Here is a 25,636-nt window from a genome sequence, read left to right as displayed (position 1 = left end):
ATTCATCTTCTCCCGTCCGCACGATCGTTACCTCGTGATTTCCCGATTTCCCGGACACCGAGCCCGGCGAGCGCTCTTACGGCGGAGGGCGAAATACGGGAGAGGGCATATCCGATTTTCCCTTCCGCGTTGACGGGCACGACGGCGAGATTCGCGTGCACGGCGCGCAGGATGTGCGCGGCCACCCGCTCGGGCGGGTACCCGCGCCGGTCGAGGGCCTTGACAGCCACGCCGCGCACCCCTTCCTCCAGGTACGTGGCGTGCCGCGCCATCCCGGTGGAGACGAAACCGGGGCAGATCACGCTCACTCCGACGCCCTGCTCGGCCAGTTCGGCCCTGAGGCACTCGCTGAGGGCCTTCACGGCGGCCTTGGCGGCGCTGTAGGCGGGCAGCAGCGCGGACGGGACGTACGCGGCCATGGAGGCGACGTTCACGAGGTGGCCGCCCTCGCCGCGCCCGGCCATCTGGGCGCCGAACAGCCGGCAGCCGTGGACGACGCCCCACAGGTCGGCGCCGAGGACTCTCCGCCAGTCGTCGGTGCCGTGGTGGAGGAAGAGCCCGATGGTGGCGACGCCCGCATTGTTCACCACAATGTCCGGCACGCCATATTCCTCAACGATATTTCGGGAAAAGGCCTCCATCTCCGCGCCATTTCCAACATCAACCTGTGCCGCGTGCGCCGTACCTCCCAGATCCTCACCGATCTCCCCGGCGACGCGGGCCGCGGCGGCCCGGTCGACGTCCGCGCAGACCACCTCCGCCCCGTGCGCGGCGAAGGCCCGCGCGGTGGCCCTCCCGATGCCGTCGCCCGCGCCGGTGACCACGACGAGCCGGTCCTCGAACGCCCTGCGCCCGGCCCGCACCCGCGCCGCCCGCAGCCCCCTGCTCGCAGGCGCGCCCGCCGAGAGGGCCCCGGGCCCGCCCTCGATGTGCGTGACGAACTCGGCGATCATCCTGGCCACGGCGTCCGGCCTGCTCCTGTGCGCCCAGTGCCCCGCCACCACCGTGCGGCGCCAGCACCTGGACGGCCACCGCTCCAGCGACGCCACCAGCGCCGGCGAGGCGTACCCGTCGCGCGTGCACTCGAGGATCTGCACCGGCGCGTCCACGCGCGGGTCCACGCGCCGGTCCACGTCGCCGCGCCCGAGCGCGCGGACCGTGTTGGCGCGGTACAGCCACAGCCCGCGTCGCCCGTCCGCGCGGATCGTACGGGCCGGGTGGCCGGGCCGCGGCTCGGCGCCCTCGGCGCGCAGCGTCCGCTCCACCAGCTTCGGCATGAACGTGCTCCAGGCCAGCTCGGGCAGGACGGGAAGCTGGAACGCGGCCATGTACCAGGACCTGGCGAGCTGCCCGAGCACGTCGCGCCGCCTGCCGTGGCGCAGGAAGTGGGCCGCCTGCGCCAGGCCGGGGCCGCCGAGGCTGGTGAAGGACGCGACGCGCTCGCGCAGGCCGTGCCTGGACAGCGCGTCCCAGCCCTGCAGGGAGCCCCAGTCGTGGCCCACCAGGTGGACCTTCGGCTTGCCCAGCGTCTCCAGCACGGCGGCGAGGTCGGACGCCAGGTCGGCGAAGGCGTGGCGGGCGGGGTCGCGCGGCGCGGTGGAGTCGCCCGCGCTCCGCGTGTCGTACCTGACGACGTGGAAGCGGTCGCGCAGGAGGGCGGCGACCTCGTCCCAGACGCGGAGGGTGTCGGGGTAGCCGTGCAGGAGCACGACGGTCGGGCGGGCGGGGTCGCCCTCCTCGACGACCGCCAGCGTCACGTCACCGGATCCGACCCTCCGCATCCCGACCTCCCTGTGGACCGCCCGCCGCAGGATCATGCCCCGCGGCGCCCCCGGCGACCCCTACTCGGGGCGGGCGGTCAGGCCGGTGCAGGAGCGCAGCGCCTTCCAGTCGGCGACGGCCTGGGTCGCGGCGGAACCGGTCATCGGCACCGGGACGCCGCCCTGGATGGTGGCGGGCGTCCAGCGGTCCTTGAGCACCTTGCGGCCGTTGATGGTGAGCGTCAGCACGCCGGTCCTGCCGGTGGTGGCCGGGTTCGAGTTGTAGAAGACGAAGTTGCCCATGCCGTAGTTGACGTAGGCGTTGTCCAGGTAGCCCGAGCCGAGCAGGATGTGCGCGTGCCCGCCGACGATCACGTCGGCGCCGGCCCTGACCAGCTTGGGGGCGAGCGCGAGCTGCGCCGGGTTCGGGCAGCGCTGCATCTCGGTGCCCCAGTGCAGGTGGACGATGACCGTGTCGGAGTTCTTGCGCGCCTGGCGGACGGCGCGCAGGAGGCCCGCCTCGTCCTTGGCGGAGGCCAGCCCGCCCTTGTCGGCGGTGGCGGTCCACGACTGGATGAACTCGGCGTCGAGCACCTGCGTCGCGCCGATGATCGCGACCCGGTTCCCGTTCACCGTCCTGCGGAACGGCTTGTACGCCTCGTCCGCGTCCGCGCCGATGCCGACCACGGGGAACCTGCCGGCCTTGATCGCCTTGAGCGAGTCGGCGAGGCCGGTCTCCATGTAGTCCATGCCGTGGTTGTTGGCCATGGACGCGACGTCCACGCCGGCGGCCTTCAGCGCGGTGAGCGCGGTGGCGGGGGCGCGGAAGGTGAACTGCTTGCCGGGGGCGGGCGTCCCGCCGGTGGTGATGGCCGTCTCCAGGTTGACCATGGTTAAGTCGGACTTGCGCAGCACCGACGCGATCGGCCCGAGCGCGGTGCGCGGGTTGGCGAGTCTGCCCCGCAGGATGCCCTCGAAGTGCACGTCGCCGCCGAAGGAGATCGTGTACGGGCGCCGCTCCACGGTCGGCTTCTCCGTGGGCTTCTTGGAGGTGCTCGCGCCCGGCTCGTCCACGCGCTTGCTCTGCGGCTGCTGCTCGGCCGCGGCGGAGCAGGCGACGAGGCCGGCGGCGAGTGCCAGCGCCGGGAGGGCACGGAGGAGTCTCATCTGCCGCCAATTCCACTCGATCCTGACTTTCAGGGATCGAGCATGCCATGTTGGGGCAGATTACCGCGCTATCCCATCAATTTGGACACAACCTCCCGGGTGCGGTCGTCCAGGGGGGTGTAGACGATCATGCGGGTCTCGGGTGCCGCGGAGACCGCGAAGCTCGTCGTGCTGAACCTGATCTCCCCCTCGGTCTCGTGCTTGTAGACCTTCACCCGGGGGCCCGGCTCGGCGACGTCCTGCCGCGCCCACAGCTGCGCGAAGTCGGCGCTCGCGCCGCAGAGCCGGCGGACGAAGTCCTGCCAGCCCGGGTCGTCGGCGTGCCGGATGTAGGAGCCGCGGAAGACCGCGACCGCGCGCGCCAGCTCCGAGCAGCGGTTGAGCAGCGTCGTACGCCACCTCTCCTTCACGAACATCTGCCAGAGCGTGTTGCGCTCGTCCTCGGGGGCCTCGGCGATCTCGGGGAAGAGCGCCGCGTACGCGGCGTTCCAGGCCAGGGCGTCGCAGCGGGAGTTGCCGACGGTCGCCGGCATGCCGCCGAGCTGGTCGAGGATGGCCTGCATCTCCGGGGTCACCCGCGCGGAGTCGGCCGCCACCGGCGGCAGCGCCTGGCCCGCCAGCCAGAACAGGTGCTTGCGCTCGGCGTGGTCGAGGCGCAGCGTGCGCGAGACGGCGTCGAGCACCTGCCCGCTGACGTTGATCGGACGGCCCTGCTCCAGCCAGGTGTACCAGGTGACGCCCACGCCGGCGAGCTGGGCGACCTCCTCGCGGCGCAGCCCCGGCGTGCGCCTGCGGGGGCCCGGCGCGAGGTCCACCATCTCGGGGGTGATGCGGGCGCGGCGCGAACGCAGGAACGCCGCCAGGTCGGAGCGCTTGGCCTCTGTCACGGTCACGTCCTCAACTGTGGGCGATGGGCCGTCAGGTATCCAGGTGGCATCAGTACCAGTATAAGCAGGCTCTCGTTACTGGTACTGGATTGATCGCAGAATGGTCACATGACCCAGACAGCCGATATGTCCCCTCGGGCGGCCACGAAGCCGAAGAGGGCCGACTCCAGCGGGCTGCTCCTGACGATCATCCTCGTGGGACAGTTCCTGGCCATCCTGAACGTCAACATCGTCAACGTGGCCACTCCCACCATCGAGGCCGACCTGCACTCGTCCGGCGCGGGACTGCAGATGATCGTGGCCGGCTACACCATTGTCTACGCAGTCCTCTTGATCACCGGCGCCAGGGTCGGCGACCTGTTCGGCTACCGCAGGGCCTTCCTGACCGGGCTGGCCCTGTTCACCGTGACGACCCTGGGCGCGGGCCTCGCGCCCTCCACCGGTTTGCTGATCGCCTTCCGCCTCGCTCAGGGCGCGGGGGCCGCCCTGATGATGCCGCAGGTGATGACGTTGATCCAGCGCAACTACCACGGCGCCGCGCGCGGCCGGGCGCTCGGACTGTGGTCGGCGGTGGTGAGCGGCGGCATCGTCGTCGGGCAGGCTCTCGGCGGCATCCTGCTCGGGCTCGGCTCAGGATGGCGGGTCGTGTTCCTGGTGCTGGTGCCGATCGGCGCGCTGCTGCTCGCCGTCGGGATGCGGGTGCTGCCCCGCGACGAGGGCGGCGGCCGCACCGGGCTCGACCCTCTCGGCCTGGTGACGCTCTCCGCCGCCGTGCTGCTGTTCGTCGTGCCGCTCGTGCTGGGCCGCAACCTCGGCTGGCCGCTGTGGGGCTGGATCTGCATGGGGCTGAGCGTGGTGGCGTTCGCGCTGTTCGTACGGGTGGAGCGGTGGGTGACCGCCAGGGGCGGACGCCCCCTCGTGGACGCCCGCGTGCTGCGCGCCCCCGGCATGCGGCCCGGCCTCGGCGTGCTGCTCTTCGGCCCGGCCACCTGGGGCGCGTTCCTGTTCACGTCCGCGCTGCACCTGCAGGGCGAACTGCACCTGTCGCCGCTCGCCTCCGGCATGATGCTCGTCCCCTGCGCCCTCGCCTTCGCCGTGGTCGGCCTCGCCTGGCCGCGCCTGCCCGGCCCGCTCCAGCGCCGCCTGGTGCCGTTCGGGTACGTCGTGGCCGCCCCCGCCTACTTCGGCCTGGGCCTGGCCGCCGGGGGCGGCGTGCCGTACGCGCTGATGAGCGCCCTCATCGGGGCCGGGCTCGGCGTGCAGGTGGCGGTGACCAACATCGCGACCCAGCACGTGGACGACGCCTACGCCGCCGACGCCAGCGGCGCGCTGCTGACGGTGATGCAGCTCGGCCAGGTGATCGGGGTGGCGACGGTGGGCACGCTGTTCATCTCGCTCAGCCAGGGCCACTCGGCGTCCGCCTCGATGACGACCGCCCTCGCCCTCGCCGTCCTGGCCGTCCTCGCCGGCCTCAGCTCCATCTTCCTCGTCCGCACCCGCACCCCCCAGCCGGCATAACACGAGGAGCGCCAACCGGGATTTCCCGCGCCGCGCACGAGAAGGGCCCGCTCCCGAAATCCGGGACGGGCCTTTTTTCGCGCCGGACGGCCCGGCGCCGAAAACATTTCCGGGGAAAAAGAAGAGCGGCCGGAAAACCGTTCAGCGAGGCAGGGCGCGACGGTTTCCCCGCACCACGGGAAAAGACGCCCGCCGGAGCCGGCGCACGCATTCTCGGGCAGCCTCGGGCGGCCCTTCCGGCGGTCGCGCGATGCGGAAAGGAGCCCTACCGGAAAGCTTGATCATCTGGCTGTGCGTTGCCATCATGGTGACGTCCGCCGGGCCGTCTCACGGCGGCGGAAAGCGGGAGGGAGGCGCGGGAACCGCCTCCCGGGGAGCGGCCCTGGACGTTGTGCCATCGACCGGCAGGGCCGCTTCTCCTATGCGCCCGCGACCAGCGCGGCCAGGTCGAACTCACCCTCGCGGACGCCTGCTGTGAAGGCCGCCCACTCCGACGGGGTGAACACCAGGACGGGACCGTCCTGCTCCTTGCTGTCGCGCACCGCGATGGTGCCGTCGGCAAGGGGTGCGACCTCGACGCACGCCGATGCGCCGTTGCAGAAGCTGGCCTTCCGCCAGGCCGCCGTCGTCGTTTCCCTGTACATTTTCTCCCCAAATGGGTAAAGGGGCTTCGTTGCCCCCTTGTTGTGGTGCTCGTTTGTTCAACGCCGCCATGACATGGCCTTGCTTTGGACGAGGACCCTGGATTCGTCCTCGTCCAACGCCTTCGACCTGATGTGATCGAACGCTGTTTCGTATCCGGCCACTCGTTCGAGATCTTCGACGAAGTGAGCAGTATACAACTGCTCAAGATATACGACATCGTCGAATCCGGTGAACTTCAGGTGAATGAAAGCTCCGGTATTGATTGGGTGCAACGATTCCAAGGGCAGCACCCGCACGCTCACGTGCGCGAGGTGCGACACCTCCAGAAGGTGTTCCATCTGGGCACGCATCACCGACGGCTCACCGAAGCGCCGCATGAGGGCGGACTCGTCGAGCACCACGCTCATCTGGCCGGGGTCGGGACGGTGCAGGACGCGCCGCTGCCGGTCGAGCCGGGCCTCGACGCGACTGCGCACGCCGCTGTGGGTGATGCGGGCGATGCCGCGGGTCGCCAGGATGACCTCCCTGGCGTACTCCTCGGTCTGGAACAGGCCGGGCACCAGCTGCGGCTCCCAGTTGCGCTGGTACGTGGCCTCCGCCTCCAGCCCGAGGAACCTCGTGTACTCCTGGGGAAGCGCGTCCTCGTAGTCCTCCCACCAGCCGCGCTGCTCAGCGTCCCGCAGGAGGCCGACGAGCTCGTCGACCTTCCCTTCGTCGAGCTTGTAGAGCTTGGCCAGCGCCTTGATGTCGTCGACGCTGGGCATCGTCTTGGCGGCCTCGACGCGGCTCACCTTGCTCGGCGACCAGCCGAGTTCGGCGGCGGCCTTGGCCCCTGTGAGGTTGCGGCGTTCGCGGAGGAGGCGCAGCTCCTGGCCGAGCCGGAGTCTGCGTACCGTCGGACTGCCCTGCTGCGGTGGCACCCGTCCACTCTCCTTGGTCGGGAATGCGGTGTAGCCGAAGGGGTCGTAGAGTGCCCGGCTTTCGGGCCGTTCGCCCAATCTTACACTGCAAGTTGCATCGGCACTCGCGGCAGAGATTGCCTCCCGAGCGTGACCGAACAGGTACGTACGCCAGGAAACATGGCCAAAGGGTGACAGTTCTCGTGCAAGTTGCACGGGTACGTGCGAAGAAAACGAAATCTTCTCTTGCTGAAAGTATTGCAGCATTCATCACGCGGAGAGACCATCAAGGCCAGGAGGGTCACCGAGTGACAGGGAGGCCGGCATGACCAGACGGCCGTACACACCGGGCCTTCCTTCTCGCGTCGCGCGTCCCAGCGAGGGCCGCACCGCCGGCAACGTCGCCGTCCCGGAATCGAACACGCACACCAGGGAGGCCGCTTGCCGGAAGGACCACGCATTCGCCTGACGAACGCCGCGATTTTCGCTCATCCGAGCGCCCCGGAACGCACCCCGGAATGCCGGACCGAGGCCGACCACCGCGTTTGCCCGCATATGGGCTGCCACCCTGCGGAGAAACCGGTCGTCAGCCTGCGGTCCAGCGAAAGAAGCCACCTCTAGAAATGCCGCGAAAGGGGTCTTCTGTGTACTCACAAGGTACCAAGGGGCTCAGCCGAATCAAGTCCCGTATCCGGGAACTGATCGCCTGGGCGGACCGCGAGATCTGCATGGAGCCCGACGAGTTCGCCCTCTACCGAGGGTGGGTCGTGACCAGGACGGGCTTCGGCGCGCGCGCCTACCGCGACCCGCGACTCGACCAGCTCAGGAAGCGTCCACCCGTGCCCGAGGAGGTGTCCTGACGTGTCGAGGAACCCGCGCAATCCGCGCAACCAGATCTACCCCGCCACCGAGGACCTCCCCTCGGCCCGTCGTGGCGGGCCGCTGGTCAGGCTGTGGCGGTACCGGAGCGAGCTGATGCTCGTCGCGCTGCTGACGCTGTTCACGCTCACCGTGGTCGCCGCCGTGGAGGAGGGGCGGTGGATCCCGTTCGCACTGCTGAGCAGCGCGATCTCCGCCCCGGCCGCCACCAGGGCGGGACGCGCCTGGGTGCTGTCCCACGTCCGGTGCGTGGTGTCGAGGCACCGCATCCAGCGGGTGTGCCTGGAGACCACGATGCACACGAGGGCGGGGCGCATCCCGCTGGTGCTCTGGATCACGCCGTCCAGGGCGGGCGAGAAGGCGCTGATCATGACGCGGGCGGGGATCAGCGCCGAGGAGTTCGAGGCGTACGCGGAGGAGATCGCGGCCGCGTGCTGGGCCAGGAGCGCCGCGGTGTACCGGCACCGCAGGTGGGCCCACCTGGTGCTGGTGGAGGTCGTCCGTCGGGACGAGGCGCCCGGCACGGCGGCCCCTGGCCTGGAACGGCTCTACGGCCGCCGGGACTGGATCCCGCTCCGCGCGGACCTTGAGGAGCCGCCTGATCTGCCCGTGCCGCAGGCCGTCGGGATCGCCGCCTGAACGGCTCTTCCCAGGGAAGGTCCGCCGTTCACGGCGTTGGACCTGGGGAGTCACTCCTGCGCTCCCCAGCAGGAAGCCTCGGAGACCGCGGGGGCTCCGGGGCTTTCCCGCGCGCCGGGAAGCGGCCAAGATGAGTTCATCCGGCGAACTCAGGAGTCGCGATGGCGTCGACCGTGCACCGTACCTGTCCGCTCTGCGAGGCCGTCTGCGGCCTGACGCTCACGCTCGACGACGCCGGGCACGTCACCGGCGTGCGCGGCGACAGGGACGACCCGTTCAGCAAGGGGTTCATCTGCCCCAAGGGGGCGAGTCTGGGCCGCCTCGACGAGGACCCGGACCGGCTGCGCGAGCCCCTGCTCAAGGAGCGTGCCGGGTGGCGCGCGGCGAGCTGGGAGGAGGCGTTCGCCGCCGTCAGGCGCGGCCTGGACGAGGTCACCGCCCGGCACGGACGCGGCGCCGTCGGCGTCTACCTGGGCAACCCGAACGCCCACACCATGGCGGGCGCCCTGTACGCCACCCCCCTGATCAAGGCGCTGGGCACCCGCAACGTGTTCTCCGCCAGCACCGCCGACCAGATGCCGAAGCACGTGGCGAGCGGCCTGATGTTCGGGCACCCGCTGGCGGTCGCGGTGCCGGACCTCGACCGCACCGACCACCTGCTCATGCTCGGCGCGAACCCCCTGGAGTCGAACGGCTCCCTGTGCACCGCCCCCGACTTCCCCGGCCGGCTGAAGGCGCTGCGCCGGCGAGGCGGGCGGCTGGTGGTGGTCGACCCGCGCCGCACCCGTACGGCCGCGCTCGCCGACGAGCACGTGTTCGTCCGGCCGGGCACGGACGCCTACCTGCTGTTCGGCATGGTGCACACGCTGTTCGCCGAGGACCTGGTGACGCCGTCGCACGAGGTCAACGGCCTGGACGAGGTGCGCGAGGCGGCCAAGCAATTCCCGCCCGAGGCGGTGGCCCGGCGTGCCGGCGTGCCGGCCGACGTGGTGGTCAGGCTGGCGCGGGAGCTGGCGGCGGCGCGGACGGCGGCGGTGTACGGGAGGATCGGCACCTGCACGGCCGAGTTCGGCACGCTGGCGCAGTGGCTGGTGGACGTGCTGAACGTGCTCACCGGCAACCTCGACAGGCCGGGCGGCGCGATGTTCCCCAAGCCGGCCACGGAGTTCGCGGCGGGCCGGCGCACGTACGCGGTGGGCCGGTGGCGCAGCCGGGTGCGGGGCCTGCCCGAGGCGAACGGCGAGCTGCCCGTGGCCACGCTGGCCGACGAGATCGAGACGCCGGGCGAGGGGCAGGTGAGGTTCCTGCTGACGGTCGCGGGCAACCCGGTGCTGTCGGCCCCGAACGGGGCGCGGCTGGACGGCGCGCTGGGGCGGCTCGACTTCATGGTGAGCGTGGATCCGTACCTCAACGAGACGACACGGCACGCGGACGTGATCCTGCCGCCGCCGCGGGTGCTGCAGTCGGGCCATTTCGACTTCGCGCTGCTCGGTTTCGCGGTGCGCAACTACGCCAGGTACTCGCCGCCGGCGCTGCCGCTCGCGGGGCGGCCGTCGGAGTCGCAGATCCTGGCCGGGCTGGCGATGCTCGCGTCGGGGCTGGAGGGCGACGCGGACGACCTGGACGAGTTCGTCATCGGGCAGCTGCTGGACAAGGCGGTCCGCACGCCGGGGTCGGGCGTCGAGGGGCGCGACCCGGGTGAGCTGCGCGTGGAGCTGGAGGGCGCCACGGGCGGCGAGCGCAGGCTGGACCTGATGCTGAGGCTCGGCCCGTACGGCTCGTGGTCGGGCGGGGGCGACCTGACGCTGCGCACGCTGCTGGACCACCCGCACGGCCTGGACCTGGGCCCGCTGGAGCCCCGGCTGCCCGAGGTGCTGAGGACGGCCTCTGGCCGGGTGGAGCTGGCGCCGCCGCGGCTCCTCGACGACGTGGAGCGGCTGCGTGCGGGGCTGGAGGCGGAGCCGCCCGAGATGGTGCTGATCGGCAGGCGGCACCTGCGTTCGAACAACAGCTGGATGCACAACGTCGGCCCGCTGGTGGGCGGCGGCAACAGGTGCACGTTGCAGATCAACCCGGCCGACGCCGCGCGGCTCGGCCTGGGCGGCGAGGCCGTGGTGCGTTCGGCGAAGGGGCAGGTCACGGTGCCCGTGGAGCCGACGGACGCGATCATGCCGGGGGTCGTCAGCCTGCCGCACGGCTGGGGTCACGCGGGCGGCGGGCAGCGGGTGGCGGCGGCTCACGCGGGGGTCAGCGTGAACGATCTCACCGACGAGACGACCGTGGACGTTCCGTCCGGTAACGCAGTGTTCAACGGGGTTCCGGTGACGATTTCGCCAACGGTGTGATCAGCGCACATTAAGGTGTCGCGCGTGACTATCGTGCCGCAAGAGGATCGCCTGAACGCCCAGATCGCCTTCGCCATCGAGATCGACAAGTTGAAGCGGGTCATCCGCCGCAACCATCTGATCGACGGCTCGCGACGGGAGAACGACGCCGAGCACTCCTGGTACGTCGGCATGTTGGCGATGGTCTTCGGCGAGCACGCGCCTCCGGGCACCGACATCCAACGGGTGGTGGCCATGCTCCTGGTGCACGACCTGGTCGAGATCGACGCCGGCGACACCTTCATCTACGACCCGGAGGCGGTGGCCGTGCAGGAGACGGCCGAGCGCGCCGCCGCGGACCGGCTGTTCGGCATGCTGCCGCCGGCGCAGGGCGCCTGGATGCGCGCGCTGTGGGACGAGTTCGAGGCGCGGGAGACGCCGGAGGCCCGCTTCGCCAAGGCCCTCGACCGGTTCGCCCCGATCCTGGCCAACCACCACAACGAAGGCGGGACGTGGCCGCTGTTCAAGGTGAGGGCCGGCCAGGTGAGGGAGAAGGTGCGGGTCATCGAGGAGGGCTCGCCGTCGCTCGGCGCGTACGCGCTGGAGTTGGTGGAGTTGTCGGTCGTGCGGGGGCACCTGGCCGAGTGACCCCCAGGTGCCCGGGGTAGGGGAATGTCGTGAAAGAGACAGTACGCGCAAGACGTCGGCAATTGCGGCATTTCCCGGGCCCCGTCACCTTCGCGGACCGGCTGGAGAAGTCGAGTGCTCTGGACAAGCCGGTGCGGGTGCTGGCCAAGGCGGTGCGTCAACGCATCCGCCCGGGCAGCGGGCTGCGGGACCTGCTGCACGGCGTGCCCACGGGCAAGCCGGTGCACCCGCCGCTGGCCGCGGTCAGCCTCGGCTGCTGGCTCTCGGCGGCCGTGCTCGACCTGGCGGGCGCCGACTCGCGGGCCAGCCGCCTGCTCGTGACGACCGGCATCGTCAACGCGCTGCCCACGGCCGCCGCGGGTCTCACCGACTGGTCGCTGCTCCACCGCGAGCAGCAGCGGGTCGGCTTCGTCCACATGGTGTCGAACGTGGCCGCGCTCGGCCTGTTCTCCGCCTCGCTGCTGGCCCGGCTGCGCGGGCGGGAGCGGGCCGGCCGGATCCTGTCGTACGCGGGGCTCGCGGTGGGCGGGTTCGGCGGCTACCTGGGCGGCCACATGGCCTACCGCCAGGCGGCAGGGGCCAACCACGCGCCGCAGGTCTCGCACCTGGTGCCGCTGGGCTGGCACGACCTGTGCGCCCTCGGCGACCTGCCGGACGGCCGTCCCGTCTCGCGCCGGCTGGGCTACATCCAGCTCTTCGTGCTGCGCAGGGGCGAGGCCGTCACCGTGCTCGCCGACCACTGCCCGCACCTCGCAGGACCGCTGCACCAGGGCAGGCTGGTCATGGAGGACGGCGACGCCTGCGTGGTCTGCCCGTGGCACGGCAGCACGTTCCGCCTGGACGACGGCACGGTCAAGCACGGGCCGGCGACGGCGCCCGCGCCCGTGTTCGACACCCGTGTCACCCGCGAGGGCAACATCCAGGTACGGCCGCGGTTGACCTGAAGTCAAGTCGAGGTTCTACGGTCGTCACATGGAAAAGATCCTTGTGACCGGCGCGACCGGCAATGTGGGCAGGCATGTCGTCACCCAGCTCGCCGAGGCGGGCCTCGACGTGCGGGCCCTCGTGAGGGACCCGGAGCGGGCGCGGCTGCCCGAGCGGGTCGAGGTGGTGCGCGGCGACCTGATGGCGCCGGAGACGGTGGAGCCCGCGCTGCACGGCGTGGACAGCGTGTTCCTCCTGTGGCCCGGCCACCCCACCGGCCCCGCCGCCGGCGTGGTGGCCGCCGCCGCCAGGCACGCGCGGCGGATCGTGTACGTCTCGGCGTACGACCCGGCGGAAGGGGCCACGGGCGACGTCACGGAGAACGCGGCCCCCACGCTGTTCCATCACGAGGTGGAGCGGCTGATCAGGCACTCCGGCCTGTCGTGGACGTTCCTGCGGGTGAGCGGCTTCGCGGTCAACACCCTGGGCTGGGCCGACCAGGTCAGGAAGGGCGTCGTGCGCTGGCCGTTCGGCGACGCGGCCCGCGCGCTGATCCACGAGAGGGACATCGCGGCCGTGGCCGTCCACGCGCTCACGTCCGCGGGGCACGGCGGGGCGACGTACAAGATCAGTGGGCCGGGGCTGCTGACCCAGGCCGAGCAGGTCCGCGTGATCGGCGAGGTGGTGGGGCGCGAGGTGCGCTGGGAGGAGCAGCCGGCCGAGGAGGCCCGCGCGGCGCTGCTGCCGGTGTGGGGCGACGCCGGGTTCGTGGACGCCGCGCTGAGGGGCTGGGCCTCCTTCGTGACGCGGCCCGAGGAGGTCACCGACACCGTGGAGAAACTGCTCGGGCGGCCCGCGCTGACGTTCAGGCAGTGGGCGGAGGAGCACGCCGACGACTTCCGCTGACCGGAGTCAGCCGGGCTCGTCGCCGGGACGCCGGGCGCCCTCGTCGGCGGGGTGCTCCACGAGGGCGAGGATCCTGCTGGACATGAAGCGGGCCGTGCGGACGGGCGAGCCGCTGCGCGTGACCTCGCTGACCTCCACCATGCCCCTGCGGGTCTCCACCTCCACCCGGCGGCCCGCCCGGGTGGCCCTGACCTCGTAGGTACGCGGGGTACCGCCCGCGTCGATGACGATCTCCACGCGATCACCCTTCATGCCCGGACATATACCCATAAGGGGTTATCCGGACACCAGTTTGAATATCGCCACCACACCCACGCACACGATGACCACGCGCAGCGCCGGGGGCGGGATGCGGCGCCCCACCCTGGCCCCCAGGAAGCCCCCGGCCACCGCGCCCAGCGCGACACCCGACACCGCCGTCCAGTCCACCCGCGCCACCGCCACGAACAGCACCGCCGCCACCGCGTTCACGATCAGCGACAGGACGTTCTTGGCCGCGTTCACCCGCTGCAGATGCTCGTCCAGGAGGCTGCCGAGCAGGCCGATCAGCAGCACGCCCTGCGCCGCGCCGAAGTAGCCGCCGTACACGCCCGCGGCGAACACCCCCAGCCACAGCGGCGTCCCGCCGTGCGGGTGCGCGTGCTCACGGCGCGCCAGCATCCACGCGTTGAGCCTCGGCTGCGCCACCACCAGCACGCACGCCAGGCCGATCAGCACCGGCACCACGACCTTGAACACCGCGGGATCGAGGAACAGCAGCAGCACCCCGCCGACCAGCGAGCCCGCCGCCGACGCCGAGCCCAGCCGCACCAGCCGCTCCCGCTGGCCCTCCAGCTCTGCCCGGTAGCCGTACGCGCCCGCGAACGACCCCGGCACCAGCCCGATGTTGTTCGACACGTTCGCCACCACCGGGTCCACGCCCATCGCCACCAGCGTCGGGAACGTGATCAGCGAGCCGGAGCCCACCACCGCGTTGATCGCTCCCGCCGCGACGCCGGCCGCGCAGATCGCGGCGAACTCCCAGCCCATCCGCCCGTCTAGTGAGCGCGGGCGTACCAGCGGCCCTGGCCGGTGCGCTCGATCGACAGCGGCAGGCCGAACGTCCTCGACAGGTTGTCGGCCGTGAAGACGTGCTCCAGCGGCCCCTGCGCGACCACCGAGCCGTTGCGCAGCAGCAGCCCGTGCGTGAACCCGACCGGGACCTCCTCGACGTGGTGCGTGACCAGCACCAGCGTCGGCGAACGGAAGTCGCCCGCCAGCACCGACAGCCGCCGCACGAGGTCCTCGCGCCCGCCCAGGTCGAGACCCGCCGCGGGCTCGTCCAGCAGGAGGATCTCCGGGTCGGGCATGAGGGCGCGGGCGATCTGCACCCGCTTGCGCTCGCCCTCCGACAGGGTGCCGAACCGCCGCCTGATGAGGTGCGCCGCGCCCAGCATGTCGATCAGCTCGACCGCCCTCGTCACGTCGTTGGAGTCGTACTCCTCGGTCCAGCGGCCCATGACGCCGTACGAGGCGGTCAGGACGAGGTCGATGACCTTCTCCTCCGGCGGGATGCGCTCGGCCAGCGCCGCGCTCGCCAGCCCGATGCGCGGCCGCAGGTCGAACACGTCCGTCTGGCCGAGGCGCTCGCCCAGCACCTCGACCACGCCCTCCGTCGGGTGCAGCAGCGTGGAGGCCACCTGCAGCAGCGTCGTCTTGCCCGCGCCGTTCGGGCCGATGACGACCCACCGTTCGTCCGCGCCGACCGTCCAGTCGATGCCGCGGAGCAGAGCCGCACCGTCGCGCCTGACGGCGACGTCCTGGAGCCGCAGCACCTGACCACCCATCCGCGTTCCCTCCTTAGGAGCAACCCTGGGGACAAACCTATTGCAGCCTGAGCGCTTATCGTGGACCGGTGCGCCCTGAATCACCTGTCTGTCCCTCACTGGTCGCCTGGGGCAACGCCTGGCTCACCGGTCATGTCGGCCTCGACGAGGCGTCCGACCAGGTGGAGGCCGTCGCGGGGCCCGTCGTGACCGGTGACGTGCCGCTGCGCGCCTACCTCGCGAACCTGCGTGCCGACGGCCTGCACGAGCTGCGCCTCGCCCTGCCCGCGCCGGGCGACCCGCTCGGGCTGTCCGGGCCCGCGCCGTTCAACGCCGCCGCCGTCGACGCCGGGCAGGCCGCCATCGCGGTGCTGCGCGACCGCAGGCTCGGCCTCGTGCCGGCGCCCGACCTCCGCGGCTCCTCCTACTCCGGCGTACGGCTGGAGATCCACGAGGCCGGACCGGTACGCCAGGACCTTCCTTCGCTGGCCGAGGCCGAGCACGAGCTGTCGGCCGCGATGCGGTCGGCCACCGAGGCGCTGTCCGCCGCCGAGGGCCCCGCGCAGTCCAGGCCCGACCGGCTCGGCCACCGCGGCGGCGAGCTCGCCCCCGGCTACCCGGGGCGCGCCCACCGCGTCGCCACGCTCGCCACCCGGCTGGCGGCCGTGCTGCGCCTGGCCGACGAGCGCGGGCTCACCTCCGCGCAGATCGCCGCGCGCGGCGCAGCCCTGCGCGAGCTGGACCGCGCGGTGCGCCGCGCGCTCGTCGCCGCGCACCACGCCATCTTCGAACCGCTCCGGCAGGCGTAGCCGGGGCGGCATGGGTCAGGCGCCGGTCAGGAGTCCCCTGCGACGGCGTCGAGGTCCCACATCCTGATCGCCTTGTCCTTGCCGGCCGAGACCGCGACCTGGCGGCCGTCCAGCTCCAGCACCGCCACGGCGTACACGCCGCTCTTGTGCGCCTTGACGCCCTTGCCCAGGGGCTTGCGGGTACGCGGGTCCCACAGCCTGATCGTGCCGTCGGTGCCGCCCGACAGCAGCACCGGCCGGCCGCCCACGGTGCCGAACGCCAGCGAGTAGATGATCTTCTTGTGCCCCTTCATGGGCGAGCCGATCGACTTGCCGGTCTTCGGGTCCCACAGCCGGAGCTTCATGTCCTTGCCGCCCGACGCGACCACGGCCCTGCCGTCCACCGTGCCGACCGCGACCGCGTAGACGCCCTTCGTGTGCCCCTTGTACGCCTTTCCGTACGCCTTGTGCCTGGCGACGTCCCAGACGCGCAGGGTCTCGTCCTCGCTGGCCGACACCGCCACCGCGCGGTCGCCCACCCGGCCGACGCCCAGCCAGTTCACCGACCTGCGGTGCGCGCGCACCGTCGGGCCCGTGGCCTTGCGCTTCTTCAGGTCCCAGAACCTGAGCCAGCCGCGCGCGTCGCCCGTCACCGCCACGTACCTGCCGCCCACCTTGGTGACCGCGACCGCGTACACGGCGTCGTCGTGCCAGCCGAGCACCTTGCCCTTGTGCGTCTTCAGGTTCCACAGCCGGACGCTGCCGTCGTAGCCGCCTGACACCGCCATCGGCGTGCCGCCGACCATCACGCAGGCGACCGCGTACACCTCCTCGCTGTGGCCCTTCAGCGTGGCGAGCGCCTTGTGCCTGACCGGGTCCCAGACGCGCAGCCGGCCGTCCTGACCGCCGGACACCAGCCACGTCCTGCCGCCCGACGTCAGCGCGGAGAACGTCTGCACGGCCTTCGTGTGACCCTTGAGCGACTTGCCGTCCTGTTCGCCGAGGACGGGGACCGTCACCTGGGTCACCTGCGTGGGCGTGTCCGAAGGGGTCGGGGTCGGGGTGGTCGGCGTCGGGGCGGTCGTCGGGGTGGTCGTCGGGGTGGTCGTTGGCGTCGGCGTGACGGACGTCGTGGCCACCGCCAGCGTGGTGCCCCGGTCGCCGGCGAACATCCGCGGGGCGTACAGCAGCACCCCGCCCGCCAGCGCCAGCGCCACCACGAGCGCCACCGAGACCATGACCGCCCGCCTGCGCCGCGAACCGGCGTCGGCGGGCGGAACCTCCGGCGGGACGTGCCTGAAGAAGGCGTCGTTGTCGACGCCGCCGCCCCGGGACGGCTCCTCGGGGGCGGCCCCCAGGGGGTACGGAGGCGGCAGCGGCCGCCGCGGCTCCTCCCGCACCTGCCGCGTCACCGGCTCCTGCCCACCCTGCTGCCCACCGGGCTGCCCGCCGATCTGCCCACCGGGCTGCCCGCCGTGCTGTCCGACGGGCTGTCCGCTCGTCTGGGGGTTGAGGTTCTGGGGCTGGGGGCTGCAGTTCGGGGCGGGCGGGTTGCCGGGGTACGGAGGCGGGGCGTCGTACGGCCGGATCTGAGGCGGGACAGGCGGCGGGACAGGCGGCGGGTACGGCCCGCCCGACGGGTTGGCCCACCCGGTGGGCGAGACGGCGGGCCCGGAAGACGGCGGCGCGGCCCCTGGAGCGCCACCGGGAGCGCCGTCGGGCCTCATCGGCCCGCCAGGAGGCGCGAACCCCGGCCCTCCGGAGCCGGCGACAGGCACAGGCCCGGAACCGGGAGTCGAGGCGGGAAGAGGGCCGACCGGGCTCGGCAACGGCACCGGGGAGGCCGGGTCGGAGCCGTCCGCGGGCGTGCCCTCGCGGTCGGAGGCCAGTTGGGAGCCGGTGGTGAGCGCCCCTTCGTGGTCGCCCCGCGGCTTCGCCTCCCCCTGGTTCTCCAGCAGGGCGAACAGCGTCTCCGCCGCCGTCGGCCGCTCCTCGGGCCGCTTGCGCAGGCACGAACGGACGATGCCGCGCAGCGCCTCGGGCAGCGCCGTCAGGTCCGGCTCGTCGTTCATGACGCGGTAGATCACGGCCGGCAGGCTGTCCTGGCCGAAGGCGGGCCGCCCGGTGGCGGCGTACACCATGGTGAGCGCCCAGCTGAACATGTCGCTCGGGGGCCCGACGCGCTCGCCCGAGATCTGCTCGGGCGACATGTACGCCGGCGTCCCCACCACCCCGCTGCTGATGGTCACGGCCGAGTCGAGCGCCCGCGCGATGCCGAAGTCGATGACGCGCGGCCCGTCGGTGCCGAGGAGCACGTTGCTGGGCTTGAGGTCGCGGTGGACGATGCCGGCGCGGTGGATGGCGGCCAGCGCGGTCACGGTGCCGACGGCGAGCCGGTAGAGCGCGCCGCCCTCGCGCGGCCCCTCGCGCTGCACGACGAGCTGGAGCGACACGCCGTCGACGAGTTCGCTCACGATGTACGGGTGCTCGCCGTCCATGTTGGCGTCGAGAACCTGCGCGGTGCAGAACTGGGCGACGCGGCGGGCGGCGGCGACCTCGCGCATGAAGCGTTCGCCGTCCAGGCCGGGCCGGTCGAGCCTGGTGTTCAGCAGCTTGATCGCGACGAGCCGCCCGTCGGGCGCCTCGCCCTTGAAGACGATCCCCTGCGCCCCCTTGCCCAGGCGGCCGATCAGCCGGTACTCGCCGAGTGATCGCGGATCACTCTGCTGTAAGGGGTGCGTTTCCGGCACCTGCTTCTCCCCCTTGCGCTAGACCCCCCGTCGCAAGCGTGGCGGGATGTCACGAACCCCCGCAAGTCACCCCAGGTCACGAAAGATCATCGCTCTTTGCGAAATATTTGCCCTACGCAATAATCATGGAGTTGATCGGGGATTTCTAGCACCTTTCCGGGGAGCCGTCATATGCGTAAGAGCGTCGGCCTGCTGTTAGCGAGCGGGCTCATCGCCACACCCCTGGCCGTGTCCGGCCAGGCCACCGCCGCCACCACCACCGCCACCGCCACGACCGGCGCCGCCACGTCGGCGCAGGCGAAGCCGTACTCCAGCTTCAAGATCTCGCTCAAGCACACCAAGCGCACCAAGCGCGGCGGCAAGATCACGTACTACCTGAAGGCGAAGAACCTCGGCCCGCACTACGCCGACTACTACTGGATCGGCGGCGAGGTGCCGAAGGGCGTCGTGCCGACCCTGCGCTGGGGCGCCGCGAAGGGCACCAAGTGCACGTGGGAGGGCCGCTGGTTCTGGTGCTGGGGCAAGTACCGCCTGGAGAAGGGCGCCACCGACTGGCTGAACTTCCAGGTGACGCTCAAGAAGGGCACCAAGGGCATCGCCAAGGCCCGCCTCGGCATCATCGCCTACGACGTCCCGCTCGGCGCCGAGAACATCGACAAGGAAGAGCTGGAGCGGATCGGCATCAAGGGCTACACCTGGCTCAAGACCGCCAAGACGACGATCGTCACGCCGCCGCGCAGGCCCACCAAGACCTGGACGCCGCCGCCCGTCGTCCAGGAGTACAACCCGCCGGCCAGCCACGAGGAGTCCAACAAGAAGAAGGACACCTGACGGCTCACGCCAGGCCGTGCCGCACCGCGTAGAGCGCGGCCTGCGTGCGGTCCTGCACGCCCAGCTTCATCAGCACGTTCGAGACGTGCGTCTTGACCGTCTTCTCCGCGACGGCCAGGCTCCGCGCGATCTCCCTGTTCGACCGGCCCGCCGCGATCAGCGCGAGCACCTCGCGCTCGCGCTCGGTCAGCGGCGCCGGCCCGGCCGGGGCGGCGTCCTGCCGCCGGCCGTCGCCCGGCGGCGGCGGCGCGGCCAGCACCGCCTCGGCCGCCTCGGGCGCGAGCAGCACCTGCCCGCCGTGCACCGCCCGCACCGCCTGGACGAGCGCCTGCGGGTCGACGTCCTTGTAGAGGAAGCCCGAGGCCCCCGCCCGCATGGCGGGCCCCACGTCGGACGGGTCGCTCACCGAGGTCAGCACGACGACCCTGGTGGACGTCCCTGACAGCCGCCCGAGCGCCCCCAGCCCGTCGAGCACCGGCATCTTCAGGTCGAGCAGCAGCACGTCGGGGGCCAGATCCGCGACCAGGGTCACCGCCTGCTCGCCGTCGGCCGCCTCGCCGACGACCTCGATGTCGTCCTGCAGGTCGAGGAACGTGCGCAGGCCCTGACGCACCACCGGGTGGTCGTCGGCGACCAGCACCCGGATCACAGCCCGACCTCCACCCGCACCGCCGCCCGAATCACAGCCCGACCTCCACCCGCACCGTCGTCCCCCGTCCCGGAGCCGAGGACACCGTCAACGCCCCGCCCACCGACTCGGCCCTGTCGCCCATCGACACCAGCCCGAGACCGCGCGAGCCGGCCTGGTCGAAGCCGTGGCCGTCGTCGCTCACGGTCAGGGCCAGCCTGCCGCCCCCGAAGCCCAGCCGCACCTCGACGCGCTCGGCGCCGGAGTGCCTGAGCGCGTTGTGCAGCGCCTCCTGCGCCACCCGCAGCACCGCCACCTCCACGGCCGCGTCGAGCGGCGGCAGCCCGCCCTGCCCGTCACCGTCGTCCTCGCCACCCCACGCGAAGGTCACCCGCGCCTGGTGCAGCCGGTCGAGCATGCGGACGTGCTTGCGCAGGGTCTCGGCCAGGCCGTGCCTGTCGAGCTCGGCGGGACGCAGCTCCACGATCACCGCGCGCAGCTCGGCCAGCGCCTCACCCGCGAGCCGCTCGACGCGTTCGAGCTCGGCGGCGGCCCTGGCGGGCGCGCTCTCCAGCATCGCGGCGGCGGCCTGCGCGGTCAGCCTCAGCGAGAACAGCTTCTGGGTGACGGCGTCGTGCAGCTCCCTGGCCATCCGGTTGCGCTCTTCCAGCATGGCCAGCTCGCGGCCCCGCTCGTACAGCCTGGCGTTGGTGAGGGCGATGGCGGCGTGCGCGGCGAAGAGCGTGAGCAGCTCCTCGTCCTGCGGGGTGAAACCGCCCGGCGTGCGCTTGTTGGCCAGGAAGATGATGCCGAGCACCTGGTCGGCGTCGCGGATGGGCACGCCGAGGAAGTCCTTCATCACGGGGTGGGCCTTCGGCCACCACTCGAAGCGCGGGTCCTCGCGCAGGTCGGGCAGCCGCACCGGCGTGCCCTCACGCAGCATCGCGCCGAGCATGCCGTGCTGGCGCGGCATCGGGCCGATCGCCTCCCACTGCTTGTCGGTGATCCCCTCGGCCACGAACTCCGCGAACGACCCGTCGTCGTCGGGCACGCCGAGCGCCGCGTAGCGGGCGTCGAGCAGCCGCTGCGCCGAGCGGACGATCACCTGGAGCACCTCGCGCACCGACAGGTGCCGGGTGACGGCCAGCACCGCGGAACTCACCGCCTGCAGGATCTCGTCGCGCTCACGGGTCACGCCCCCACTCTAAAGTCCTAGGACCAAGTGCCCAGACGCGCCCAGACCTCGCGCCCGATGTGGGCGGAACGCGGCGTTCCTACCGTCGAGGCATGACGAACACCGCACTCATCACCGGCGCCTCCCGCGGCCTCGGTCTCGCCCTCGCCCGCTCGCTGGCCGCGGCGGGCTGGAACCTCGTGATCACCGCGCGCGGCTCGGCCGACCTCGAACGGGTCGCCGGCGAGCTGGGCGCGACGGCCCTCGCGGGCGACGTGGCCGACGCCGCCCACGTCGCACGGCTCGCCCAGGCGGTGCCCGAGCTGGACCTGCTCGTCAACAACGCGAGCGGCCTCGGGCCGACGCCGCTGCCCGCCCTCGCCGCCTACCCGCTGGACGCGTTCCGCGCCCTCCTGGAGACGAACGTGACCGCTCCGCTGGCGCTCGTCCAGGCCACGCTGCCGGCGCTGCGCCGATCGGGCGGCGCGGTCGTGAACGTCAGCTCCGACGCCGCCACGGGCGCGTACGAGGGCTGGGGCGGCTACGGCGCGACCAAGGCCGCCCTGGAGCAGCTGTCCAACGTGCTGGCCGCCGAGGAGCCCGGCGTGCGCGTGTGGTGGGTCGATCCCGGCGAGATGAACACCCGGATGCTGGCCGACGCCGTGGGCGCCGAGGAGGCCGCCGGCGCGGCCGACCCGGCGAAGGTGGCGGCGTCGCTGCACGACCTGGTGCGCTCCCGCCCCGCCAGCGGGAAAGTGAGCCTGCGGTGACCGCCGCGCCCGACTTCGCGCTGCCGTCCGAGCTGTCGGCGCACGAGCCGCCCGAGGCGCGGGGGCTGCGCAGGGACGGCGTGCGACTGCTCGTCTCCCAGGGCGACCTGCCGCCGCGGCACCGCCGCTTCACCGACCTGCCCGCCCTGCTCGAACCCGGCGACCTGGTCGTGGTCAACAACTCGGCCACGCTGCCCGCCGCCGTGCGCCTGGACCGGCTGGCCGTGCACTTCTCCACCGCGCAGGAGGACGGGACGTGGCTGGTCGAGCTGCGCCGGCGCGCGGGCCGCTCGTACGAGCCGTACCGAGGGGGCGAGCCCGGCGAGTGGCTGCCGCTGCCGGGGCGGGCGACCCTGCGCCTGCTCGGCCGCGTGACGCCGCGGCTGTGGCGGGCGGCGCTGGACCGCGACGTCGAGCCCTACCTGAGCGCGTACGGCGTCCCGATCCGCTACTCGTACGTGGAGCGGGACTGGCCCATCGACGCCTACCAGACCGTGTTCGCGGCGGTGCCGGGCAGCGCGGAGATGCCGAGCGCCGGGCGGCCGTTCAGCGCCGAGCTGGTGACCGCGCTGGTGTCGCGCGGCGTCACCGTCGCGCCGGTCACCCTGCACACGGGCGTGGCCTCGCCCGAGAAGGACGAGCCGCCCTACGCCGAGCGGTTCGACGTGCCGGCGTCCACGGCCCGCCTGGTGAACCTGGCCAGGGAGAACGGCAACCGCGTGGTGGCGTCGGGGACGACGGTGGTGCGCGCCCTGGAGACGGCCGTGGACGGCGACGGCCGGGTCGCCGCCGCGTCGGGCTGGACGACGCACCTGGTCACGCCGGAGACCGGGGTGCGCGCGGTGACCGGCCTCATCACCGGGTTGCACGAGCCACGCTCCAGCCACCTGCTCATGCTCACGGCGATCGCCGGGGAGCGCGTCCTGGCCCGCGCGTACGAGGAGGCGCTGCGTGCGGGATATCTGTGGCATGAGTTCGGCGACACGCACATGATTCTGGATTAAAGAAGCTTTACATAGATTTTGCCCTTGTGATAGGAACAGCCGGTATTTACGGGGGCTTGGACAATCCGCGTCCCCGTGTCACTTCCTATCGGAGACGTTGAATGCGCAACTCCCTGCTCAAGGCCGCTGCTCTGGCGATGGTCGCCGGTGCGCTGGCGATTCCGGCGGCCCCGGCCTCCGCCTCCACGGCCACCAAGGCGGACGACCCGTACTCGGTGCTGGCCGTGTCCGTCAAGGCACCGAAAATCGTCAAGCGTGGCGGAAAGATCACCTACAAGCTGACCGTCACCAACAAGGGCCCGTACGACGCCGACTACTACTGGGTCGGCGGCGTCCTGCCGAAGGGCATCAAGGACCGGGTCAACTACCGCGTCCCCAAGGGCACCGAGTGCGACTTCAGAGGTCGCGACTTCTGGTGCTGGGGCCCCTGGGTCCTGGAGAAGGGCGACAGCGACTGGCTGAACCTCACCGTCGCCCTCAAGCCCACCACCAAGGGCGTGGCCAAGGCCGAGCTCGGCGCCATCGTCTGGGACGTGCCCACGGGCATGGAGAACCTGGACAAGGAGGAGATCGACCGCCTCGGCTTCAAGAAGTGGTTCTACAACAAGCCGGTCAACACGAAGATCGTCCGCTAGTCGCGCAGGTCACTGCGCCCGTGTCCGAATGACGAACCTGTTTCGCGAGCATCGGACCGGGCGCAGTACCGTGGCTGGATGTGGACCAGCGCACCCTCCTGATCACCTTCACCGGCCCCGACCGTCCTGGCGTCACGTCGCGGCTCTTCTCGGTGCTGTCAGGCTTCCCCGTCACCATCGCCGACATCGAGCAGGTCGTCATCCGCGGCAGGCTCACCCTCGGCGTCCTCGTCGCCTACGCGGGCGGCCCATCCACCGGCACCGGCACCACCCTCGGCGCCATGTGGACCGCCGTCGAGCGCGTCGCAGAAGACCTCGGCATGGAGGTCGAGCTCTCCACCGGCTCCCTCAGCAAGGAGCAGCGCCGCCGCGGGCGGCTGTCCGTCAGCGTCCTCGGCACCACCCTGCAGCCCGCCGCCATCGCCGGCATCGCCGGGCGCATCGCCGCCGCCGGCGCCAACATCGACCGCATCGAGCGGCTCGCCCAGTGGCCCGTCACCTGCATCGAGCTGTCCGTCTCCGGCGCCAACCCCGACGCGCTCAGGATCGAGCTCGCCGCCGAGGCCGCCGCTCAGGAGGTGGACGTCGCCGTCCAGCGCACCGGCCTGTCCAGGCGCGCCAAGCGGCTCGTCGTCATGGACGTCGACTCCACCCTCATCCAGGGCGAGGTCATCGAGCTGCTGGCCGCCCACGCCGGCTGCCTGGAGGAGGTCGCCAGGGTCACGGAGCAGGCCATGCGCGGCGAACTCGACTTCGCCCAGTCGCTGCGCCGCCGCGTGGCCCTGCTGGAGGGCCTGCCCGAGTCCGTCTTCGAGCAGGTGCGCCAGGAGGTCGTGCTCACGCCGGGCGCGCGCACCCTCGTCCGCACGCTCAAGCGGCTCGACTACCGCTTCGCCATCGTCAGCGGCGGCTTCACCCAGATCACCGACGCCCTCGTGGACGAGCTCGGCATCGACTACTCCGCCGCGAACGTCCTCGAAGTCGTCGACGGCAAGCTCACCGGCAAGGTCGTCGGCGAGATCGTCGACCGGCCCGGCAAGGCCCGCGCGCTGGAGCGCTTCGCCCGCGCCGCCGGGCTGCCCATCAGCCAGACCGTGGCCATCGGCGACGGCGCCAACGACCTCGACATGATCGCCGCGGCCGGGCTCGGCATCGCGTTCAACGCCAAGCCGGTCGTCCGCCAGGCCGCCGACACCAGCGTCAGCACGCCGTACCTCGACTCGATCCTCTACCTGCTCGGCATCTCGCGGGACGAGGTGGAGGCCGCCGACGCCGAGGACGGCGCCCTCAGCCCGCGCTGACGCCCTCCCTGAGGCCCCCCTCGGGGTCCTCGGGGTCCTCGTGGTCCTTGGGGGCCCACACCGTGACGAGGCGGCCGTCGCCCGGCCACAGGTCGGCCCAGGCCGCCTCCACCCCGATCACCGCGAACGTCCCCGGCCTGAAGCCGTAGTCGCCCCCGGCGAGCTGCAGCGACAGCTCGTGCACGCCCGGGTTGTGCCCGCACAGCACCACCGTGCCCGCCTCGGGCCTGACCCGCTGGAGCACGCGCAGCAACTCCTCGGGGTAGGCCTCGTAGATGTCGCGCTCGAAACTGATCTCCGCCTCGGGGAAGGCCAGCTCCGCCGTACGCCTCGTGCGCAGCGCCGGCGAGCACAGCACCGCGTCGGGGTTCAGCCCCGCGGCCCGCAGCTCCTCACCCGCCCGCGCGGCGTCGCGCTCGCCGCGGCCCGTCAGCGGGCGGTCCCTGTCGGCCAGCCCCGGCACCTGGGCCGCCTTCGCGTGACGCAGCAGAATCAGAGTGCGCAACCCGGTCATCCCGTCCTCGACGCCCACACGGACAGACCGACGATCACGGCCAGGATGGCCAGCATCGCCAGCAGGATCATGCCCAGCGCCTTACCGCCGTTCGGCCGCTTGTCTTCCATGCGCCCAGTCTCCCATCGCCCCTCGGAGGTCGCTCATCGCGGTTCGCCCGCCCGCTCGCGAACGGGCCGGTGGGCCCTCGCGGCCGCCTCGCCGTTGGCGTACAGGGGACGCGCGAACGCCCGCCCTCGA

25 protein-coding genes are annotated in these 25,636 nt (G+C 72.2%); 13 read left to right on the top strand and 12 right to left on the bottom strand.

Annotation, left to right across the window (positions count from 1 at the left end; all coding sequences use genetic code 11):
- Positions 1 to 2: 2 nt before the first annotated feature.
- From BMX74_RS13500 to BMX74_RS13490, 3 genes are all read right to left on the bottom strand, one after another.
- Positions 3 to 1,781, bottom strand: coding sequence for an SDR family oxidoreductase (locus BMX74_RS13500; protein ID WP_091100793.1), 1,779 nt, complete (start codon positions 1,779 to 1,781; stop codon positions 3 to 5).
- A gap of 60 nt (positions 1,782 to 1,841) precedes the next feature.
- Positions 1,842 to 2,927, bottom strand: a complete 1,086-nt coding sequence (locus BMX74_RS13495; protein WP_091100562.1) for a CapA family protein — start codon at positions 2,925 to 2,927, stop codon at positions 1,842 to 1,844.
- Between the two features lie 68 nt (positions 2,928 to 2,995).
- A complete protein-coding gene (locus tag BMX74_RS13490) occupies positions 2,996 to 3,820 on the bottom strand; it encodes a helix-turn-helix transcriptional regulator (RefSeq protein ID WP_256256938.1) in 825 nt (274 codons plus the stop codon).
- A 102-nt stretch (positions 3,821 to 3,922) separates the two neighbouring features.
- Between BMX74_RS13490 and BMX74_RS13485 the strand changes: the two genes are divergently transcribed.
- On the top strand, positions 3,923 to 5,332 hold the full coding sequence (locus BMX74_RS13485) for an MFS transporter (RefSeq protein WP_091100560.1): 1,410 nt from the start codon (positions 3,923 to 3,925) through the stop codon (positions 5,330 to 5,332).
- 419 nt (positions 5,333 to 5,751) lie between these two features.
- On the opposite strand, the gene BMX74_RS13480 is transcribed toward BMX74_RS13485, so the two are convergent.
- Both BMX74_RS13480 and BMX74_RS13475 read right to left on the bottom strand, forming a co-directional pair.
- The gene (locus BMX74_RS13480; protein ID WP_055504601.1) at positions 5,752 to 5,976 is read right to left on the bottom strand and encodes a DUF397 domain-containing protein; all 225 of its coding nucleotides are present in this window, start codon (positions 5,974 to 5,976) and stop codon (positions 5,752 to 5,754) included.
- Between the two features lie 57 nt (positions 5,977 to 6,033).
- Entirely contained in the window at positions 6,034 to 6,975 is a 942-nt protein-coding gene (locus BMX74_RS13475) for a helix-turn-helix domain-containing protein (protein ID WP_236714830.1), read from the bottom strand.
- Between the two features lie 545 nt (positions 6,976 to 7,520).
- Here BMX74_RS13475 and BMX74_RS43000 point away from each other — a divergent pair.
- The 6 genes from BMX74_RS43000 (at position 7,521) to BMX74_RS13450 (ending at position 13,196) form a co-directional block, all read left to right on the top strand.
- A complete protein-coding gene (locus tag BMX74_RS43000; protein ID WP_143078648.1) occupies positions 7,521 to 7,736 on the top strand; it encodes a hypothetical protein in 216 nt (71 codons plus the stop codon).
- 1 nt (position 7,737) lies between these two features.
- The gene (locus BMX74_RS13470) at positions 7,738 to 8,394 is read left to right on the top strand and encodes a hypothetical protein (RefSeq protein ID WP_091100558.1); all 657 of its coding nucleotides are present in this window, start codon (positions 7,738 to 7,740) and stop codon (positions 8,392 to 8,394) included.
- 161 nt (positions 8,395 to 8,555) lie between these two features.
- Positions 8,556 to 10,739 carry a molybdopterin-dependent oxidoreductase gene (locus tag BMX74_RS13465; RefSeq protein WP_055504598.1) on the top strand — a complete coding sequence of 728 codons (2,184 nt, stop codon included), beginning with the start codon at positions 8,556 to 8,558 and terminating at the stop codon, positions 10,737 to 10,739.
- 15 nt (positions 10,740 to 10,754) lie between these two features.
- Positions 10,755 to 11,366, top strand: coding sequence for an HD domain-containing protein (locus tag BMX74_RS13460; RefSeq protein WP_082535129.1), 612 nt, complete (start codon positions 10,755 to 10,757; stop codon positions 11,364 to 11,366).
- A 62-nt stretch (positions 11,367 to 11,428) separates the two neighbouring features.
- Positions 11,429 to 12,310, top strand: a complete 882-nt coding sequence (locus BMX74_RS13455; protein ID WP_091100555.1) for a Rieske (2Fe-2S) protein — start codon at positions 11,429 to 11,431, stop codon at positions 12,308 to 12,310.
- Positions 12,311 to 12,338: 28 nt separating this feature from the next.
- Positions 12,339 to 13,196 (top strand): SDR family oxidoreductase, encoded by an 858-nt coding sequence (locus tag BMX74_RS13450; RefSeq protein ID WP_091100553.1) that lies wholly within the window; start codon positions 12,339 to 12,341, stop codon positions 13,194 to 13,196.
- Between the two features lie 6 nt (positions 13,197 to 13,202).
- Here BMX74_RS13450 and BMX74_RS13445 read toward each other — a convergent pair whose 3' ends face one another.
- The 3 genes from BMX74_RS13445 to BMX74_RS13435 are packed head-to-tail and all read right to left on the bottom strand — an operon-like array spanning position 13,203 to position 15,022.
- On the bottom strand, positions 13,203 to 13,448 hold the full coding sequence (locus BMX74_RS13445) for a hypothetical protein (RefSeq protein WP_055505389.1): 246 nt from the start codon (positions 13,446 to 13,448) through the stop codon (positions 13,203 to 13,205).
- Positions 13,449 to 13,472: 24 nt separating this feature from the next.
- Positions 13,473 to 14,225, bottom strand: a complete 753-nt coding sequence (locus BMX74_RS13440) for a sulfite exporter TauE/SafE family protein (protein ID WP_091100551.1) — start codon at positions 14,223 to 14,225, stop codon at positions 13,473 to 13,475.
- Positions 14,226 to 14,233: 8 nt separating this feature from the next.
- Entirely contained in the window at positions 14,234 to 15,022 is a 789-nt protein-coding gene (locus BMX74_RS13435; protein ID WP_091100549.1) for an ABC transporter ATP-binding protein, read from the bottom strand.
- A gap of 68 nt (positions 15,023 to 15,090) precedes the next feature.
- On the opposite strand from BMX74_RS13435, the gene BMX74_RS13430 reads away from it, so the two are divergent.
- Entirely contained in the window at positions 15,091 to 15,810 is a 720-nt protein-coding gene (locus BMX74_RS13430; protein WP_055504592.1) for a hypothetical protein, read from the top strand.
- Positions 15,811 to 15,836: 26 nt separating this feature from the next.
- Here the strand turns inward: BMX74_RS13430 and BMX74_RS13425 are convergent, their stop codons facing one another.
- Positions 15,837 to 18,539: a serine/threonine-protein kinase gene (locus BMX74_RS13425; protein WP_091100546.1), complete on the bottom strand. Its 2,703-nt coding sequence runs from the start codon at positions 18,537 to 18,539 to the stop codon at positions 15,837 to 15,839.
- Between the two features lie 171 nt (positions 18,540 to 18,710).
- Here BMX74_RS13425 and BMX74_RS13420 point away from each other — a divergent pair, with 171 nt between their 5' ends.
- The gene (locus BMX74_RS13420; RefSeq protein WP_091100544.1) at positions 18,711 to 19,370 is read left to right on the top strand and encodes a hypothetical protein; all 660 of its coding nucleotides are present in this window, start codon (positions 18,711 to 18,713) and stop codon (positions 19,368 to 19,370) included.
- A 4-nt stretch (positions 19,371 to 19,374) separates the two neighbouring features.
- Here the strand turns inward: BMX74_RS13420 and BMX74_RS13415 are convergent, their stop codons facing one another.
- Positions 19,375 to 20,019, bottom strand: a complete 645-nt coding sequence (locus BMX74_RS13415; protein ID WP_055504589.1) for a response regulator — start codon at positions 20,017 to 20,019, stop codon at positions 19,375 to 19,377.
- A 31-nt stretch (positions 20,020 to 20,050) separates the two neighbouring features.
- On the bottom strand, positions 20,051 to 21,193 hold the full coding sequence (locus tag BMX74_RS13410) for a GAF domain-containing sensor histidine kinase (protein WP_055504588.1): 1,143 nt from the start codon (positions 21,191 to 21,193) through the stop codon (positions 20,051 to 20,053).
- 92 nt (positions 21,194 to 21,285) lie between these two features.
- On the opposite strand from BMX74_RS13410, the gene BMX74_RS13405 reads away from it, so the two are divergent.
- From BMX74_RS13405 to serB, 4 genes are all read left to right on the top strand, one after another.
- A complete protein-coding gene (locus BMX74_RS13405; RefSeq protein ID WP_091100542.1) occupies positions 21,286 to 21,942 on the top strand; it encodes an SDR family NAD(P)-dependent oxidoreductase in 657 nt (218 codons plus the stop codon).
- Positions 21,939 to 22,946 carry an S-adenosylmethionine:tRNA ribosyltransferase-isomerase gene (locus BMX74_RS13400; RefSeq protein ID WP_055504586.1) on the top strand — a complete coding sequence of 336 codons (1,008 nt, stop codon included), beginning with the start codon at positions 21,939 to 21,941 and terminating at the stop codon, positions 22,944 to 22,946. Before BMX74_RS13405 ends, BMX74_RS13400 begins: the two co-directional genes overlap by 4 nt.
- Positions 22,947 to 23,047: 101 nt before the next feature.
- The gene (locus BMX74_RS13395; protein ID WP_055504585.1) at positions 23,048 to 23,581 is read left to right on the top strand and encodes a DUF11 domain-containing protein; all 534 of its coding nucleotides are present in this window, start codon (positions 23,048 to 23,050) and stop codon (positions 23,579 to 23,581) included.
- An 80-nt stretch (positions 23,582 to 23,661) separates the two neighbouring features.
- Positions 23,662 to 24,882: a phosphoserine phosphatase SerB gene (serB, locus tag BMX74_RS13390; RefSeq protein ID WP_055504584.1), complete on the top strand. Its 1,221-nt coding sequence runs from the start codon at positions 23,662 to 23,664 to the stop codon at positions 24,880 to 24,882.
- On the opposite strand, the gene BMX74_RS13385 is transcribed toward serB, so the two are convergent.
- Positions 24,869 to 25,396 (bottom strand): SixA phosphatase family protein, encoded by a 528-nt coding sequence (locus BMX74_RS13385; RefSeq protein WP_420538127.1) that lies wholly within the window; start codon positions 25,394 to 25,396, stop codon positions 24,869 to 24,871. The two genes, serB and BMX74_RS13385, sit on opposite strands and share 14 nt — an antisense overlap.
- Positions 25,397 to 25,636 lie beyond the last annotated feature (240 nt).

It is taken from the genome of Nonomuraea pusilla (assembly GCF_900109355.1).
GTDB classification, from domain to species: domain Bacteria; phylum Actinomycetota; class Actinomycetes; order Streptosporangiales; family Streptosporangiaceae; genus Nonomuraea; species Nonomuraea pusilla.
The sequence above is the reverse complement of the archived record's forward strand: the minus strand, read 5'-3'. Positions and strand labels throughout refer to the sequence as shown.

Excerpts from the sequence above, each read along its gene's own strand:
- BMX74_RS13435 (WP_091100549.1), bottom strand. The coding sequence starts at position 15,022 with ATGGGTGGTCAGGTGCTGCGGCTCCAGGACGTCGCCGTCAGGCGCGAC.
- BMX74_RS13440 (WP_091100551.1), bottom strand. The coding sequence starts at position 14,225 with ATGGGCTGGGAGTTCGCCGCGATCTGCGCGGCCGGCGTCGCGGCGGGA.
- BMX74_RS13465 (WP_055504598.1), top strand. The coding sequence starts at position 8,556 with ATGGCGTCGACCGTGCACCGTACCTGTCCGCTCTGCGAGGCCGTCTGC.
- BMX74_RS13405 (WP_091100542.1), top strand. The coding sequence starts at position 21,286 with ATGACGAACACCGCACTCATCACCGGCGCCTCCCGCGGCCTCGGTCTC.
- BMX74_RS13420 (WP_091100544.1), top strand. The coding sequence starts at position 18,711 with ATGCGTAAGAGCGTCGGCCTGCTGTTAGCGAGCGGGCTCATCGCCACA.
- BMX74_RS13385 (WP_420538127.1), bottom strand. The coding sequence starts at position 25,396 with ATGACCGGGTTGCGCACTCTGATTCTGCTGCGTCACGCGAAGGCGGCC.
- BMX74_RS13450 (WP_091100553.1), top strand. The coding sequence starts at position 12,339 with ATGGAAAAGATCCTTGTGACCGGCGCGACCGGCAATGTGGGCAGGCAT.
- BMX74_RS13445 (WP_055505389.1), bottom strand. The coding sequence starts at position 13,448 with ATGAAGGGTGATCGCGTGGAGATCGTCATCGACGCGGGCGGTACCCCG.
- BMX74_RS13480 (WP_055504601.1), bottom strand. The coding sequence starts at position 5,976 with ATGTACAGGGAAACGACGACGGCGGCCTGGCGGAAGGCCAGCTTCTGC.
- BMX74_RS13500 (WP_091100793.1), bottom strand. The coding sequence starts at position 1,781 with ATGCGGAGGGTCGGATCCGGTGACGTGACGCTGGCGGTCGTCGAGGAG.
- BMX74_RS13395 (WP_055504585.1), top strand. The coding sequence starts at position 23,048 with ATGCGCAACTCCCTGCTCAAGGCCGCTGCTCTGGCGATGGTCGCCGGT.
- BMX74_RS13485 (WP_091100560.1), top strand. The coding sequence starts at position 3,923 with ATGACCCAGACAGCCGATATGTCCCCTCGGGCGGCCACGAAGCCGAAG.
- BMX74_RS13495 (WP_091100562.1), bottom strand. The coding sequence starts at position 2,927 with ATGAGACTCCTCCGTGCCCTCCCGGCGCTGGCACTCGCCGCCGGCCTC.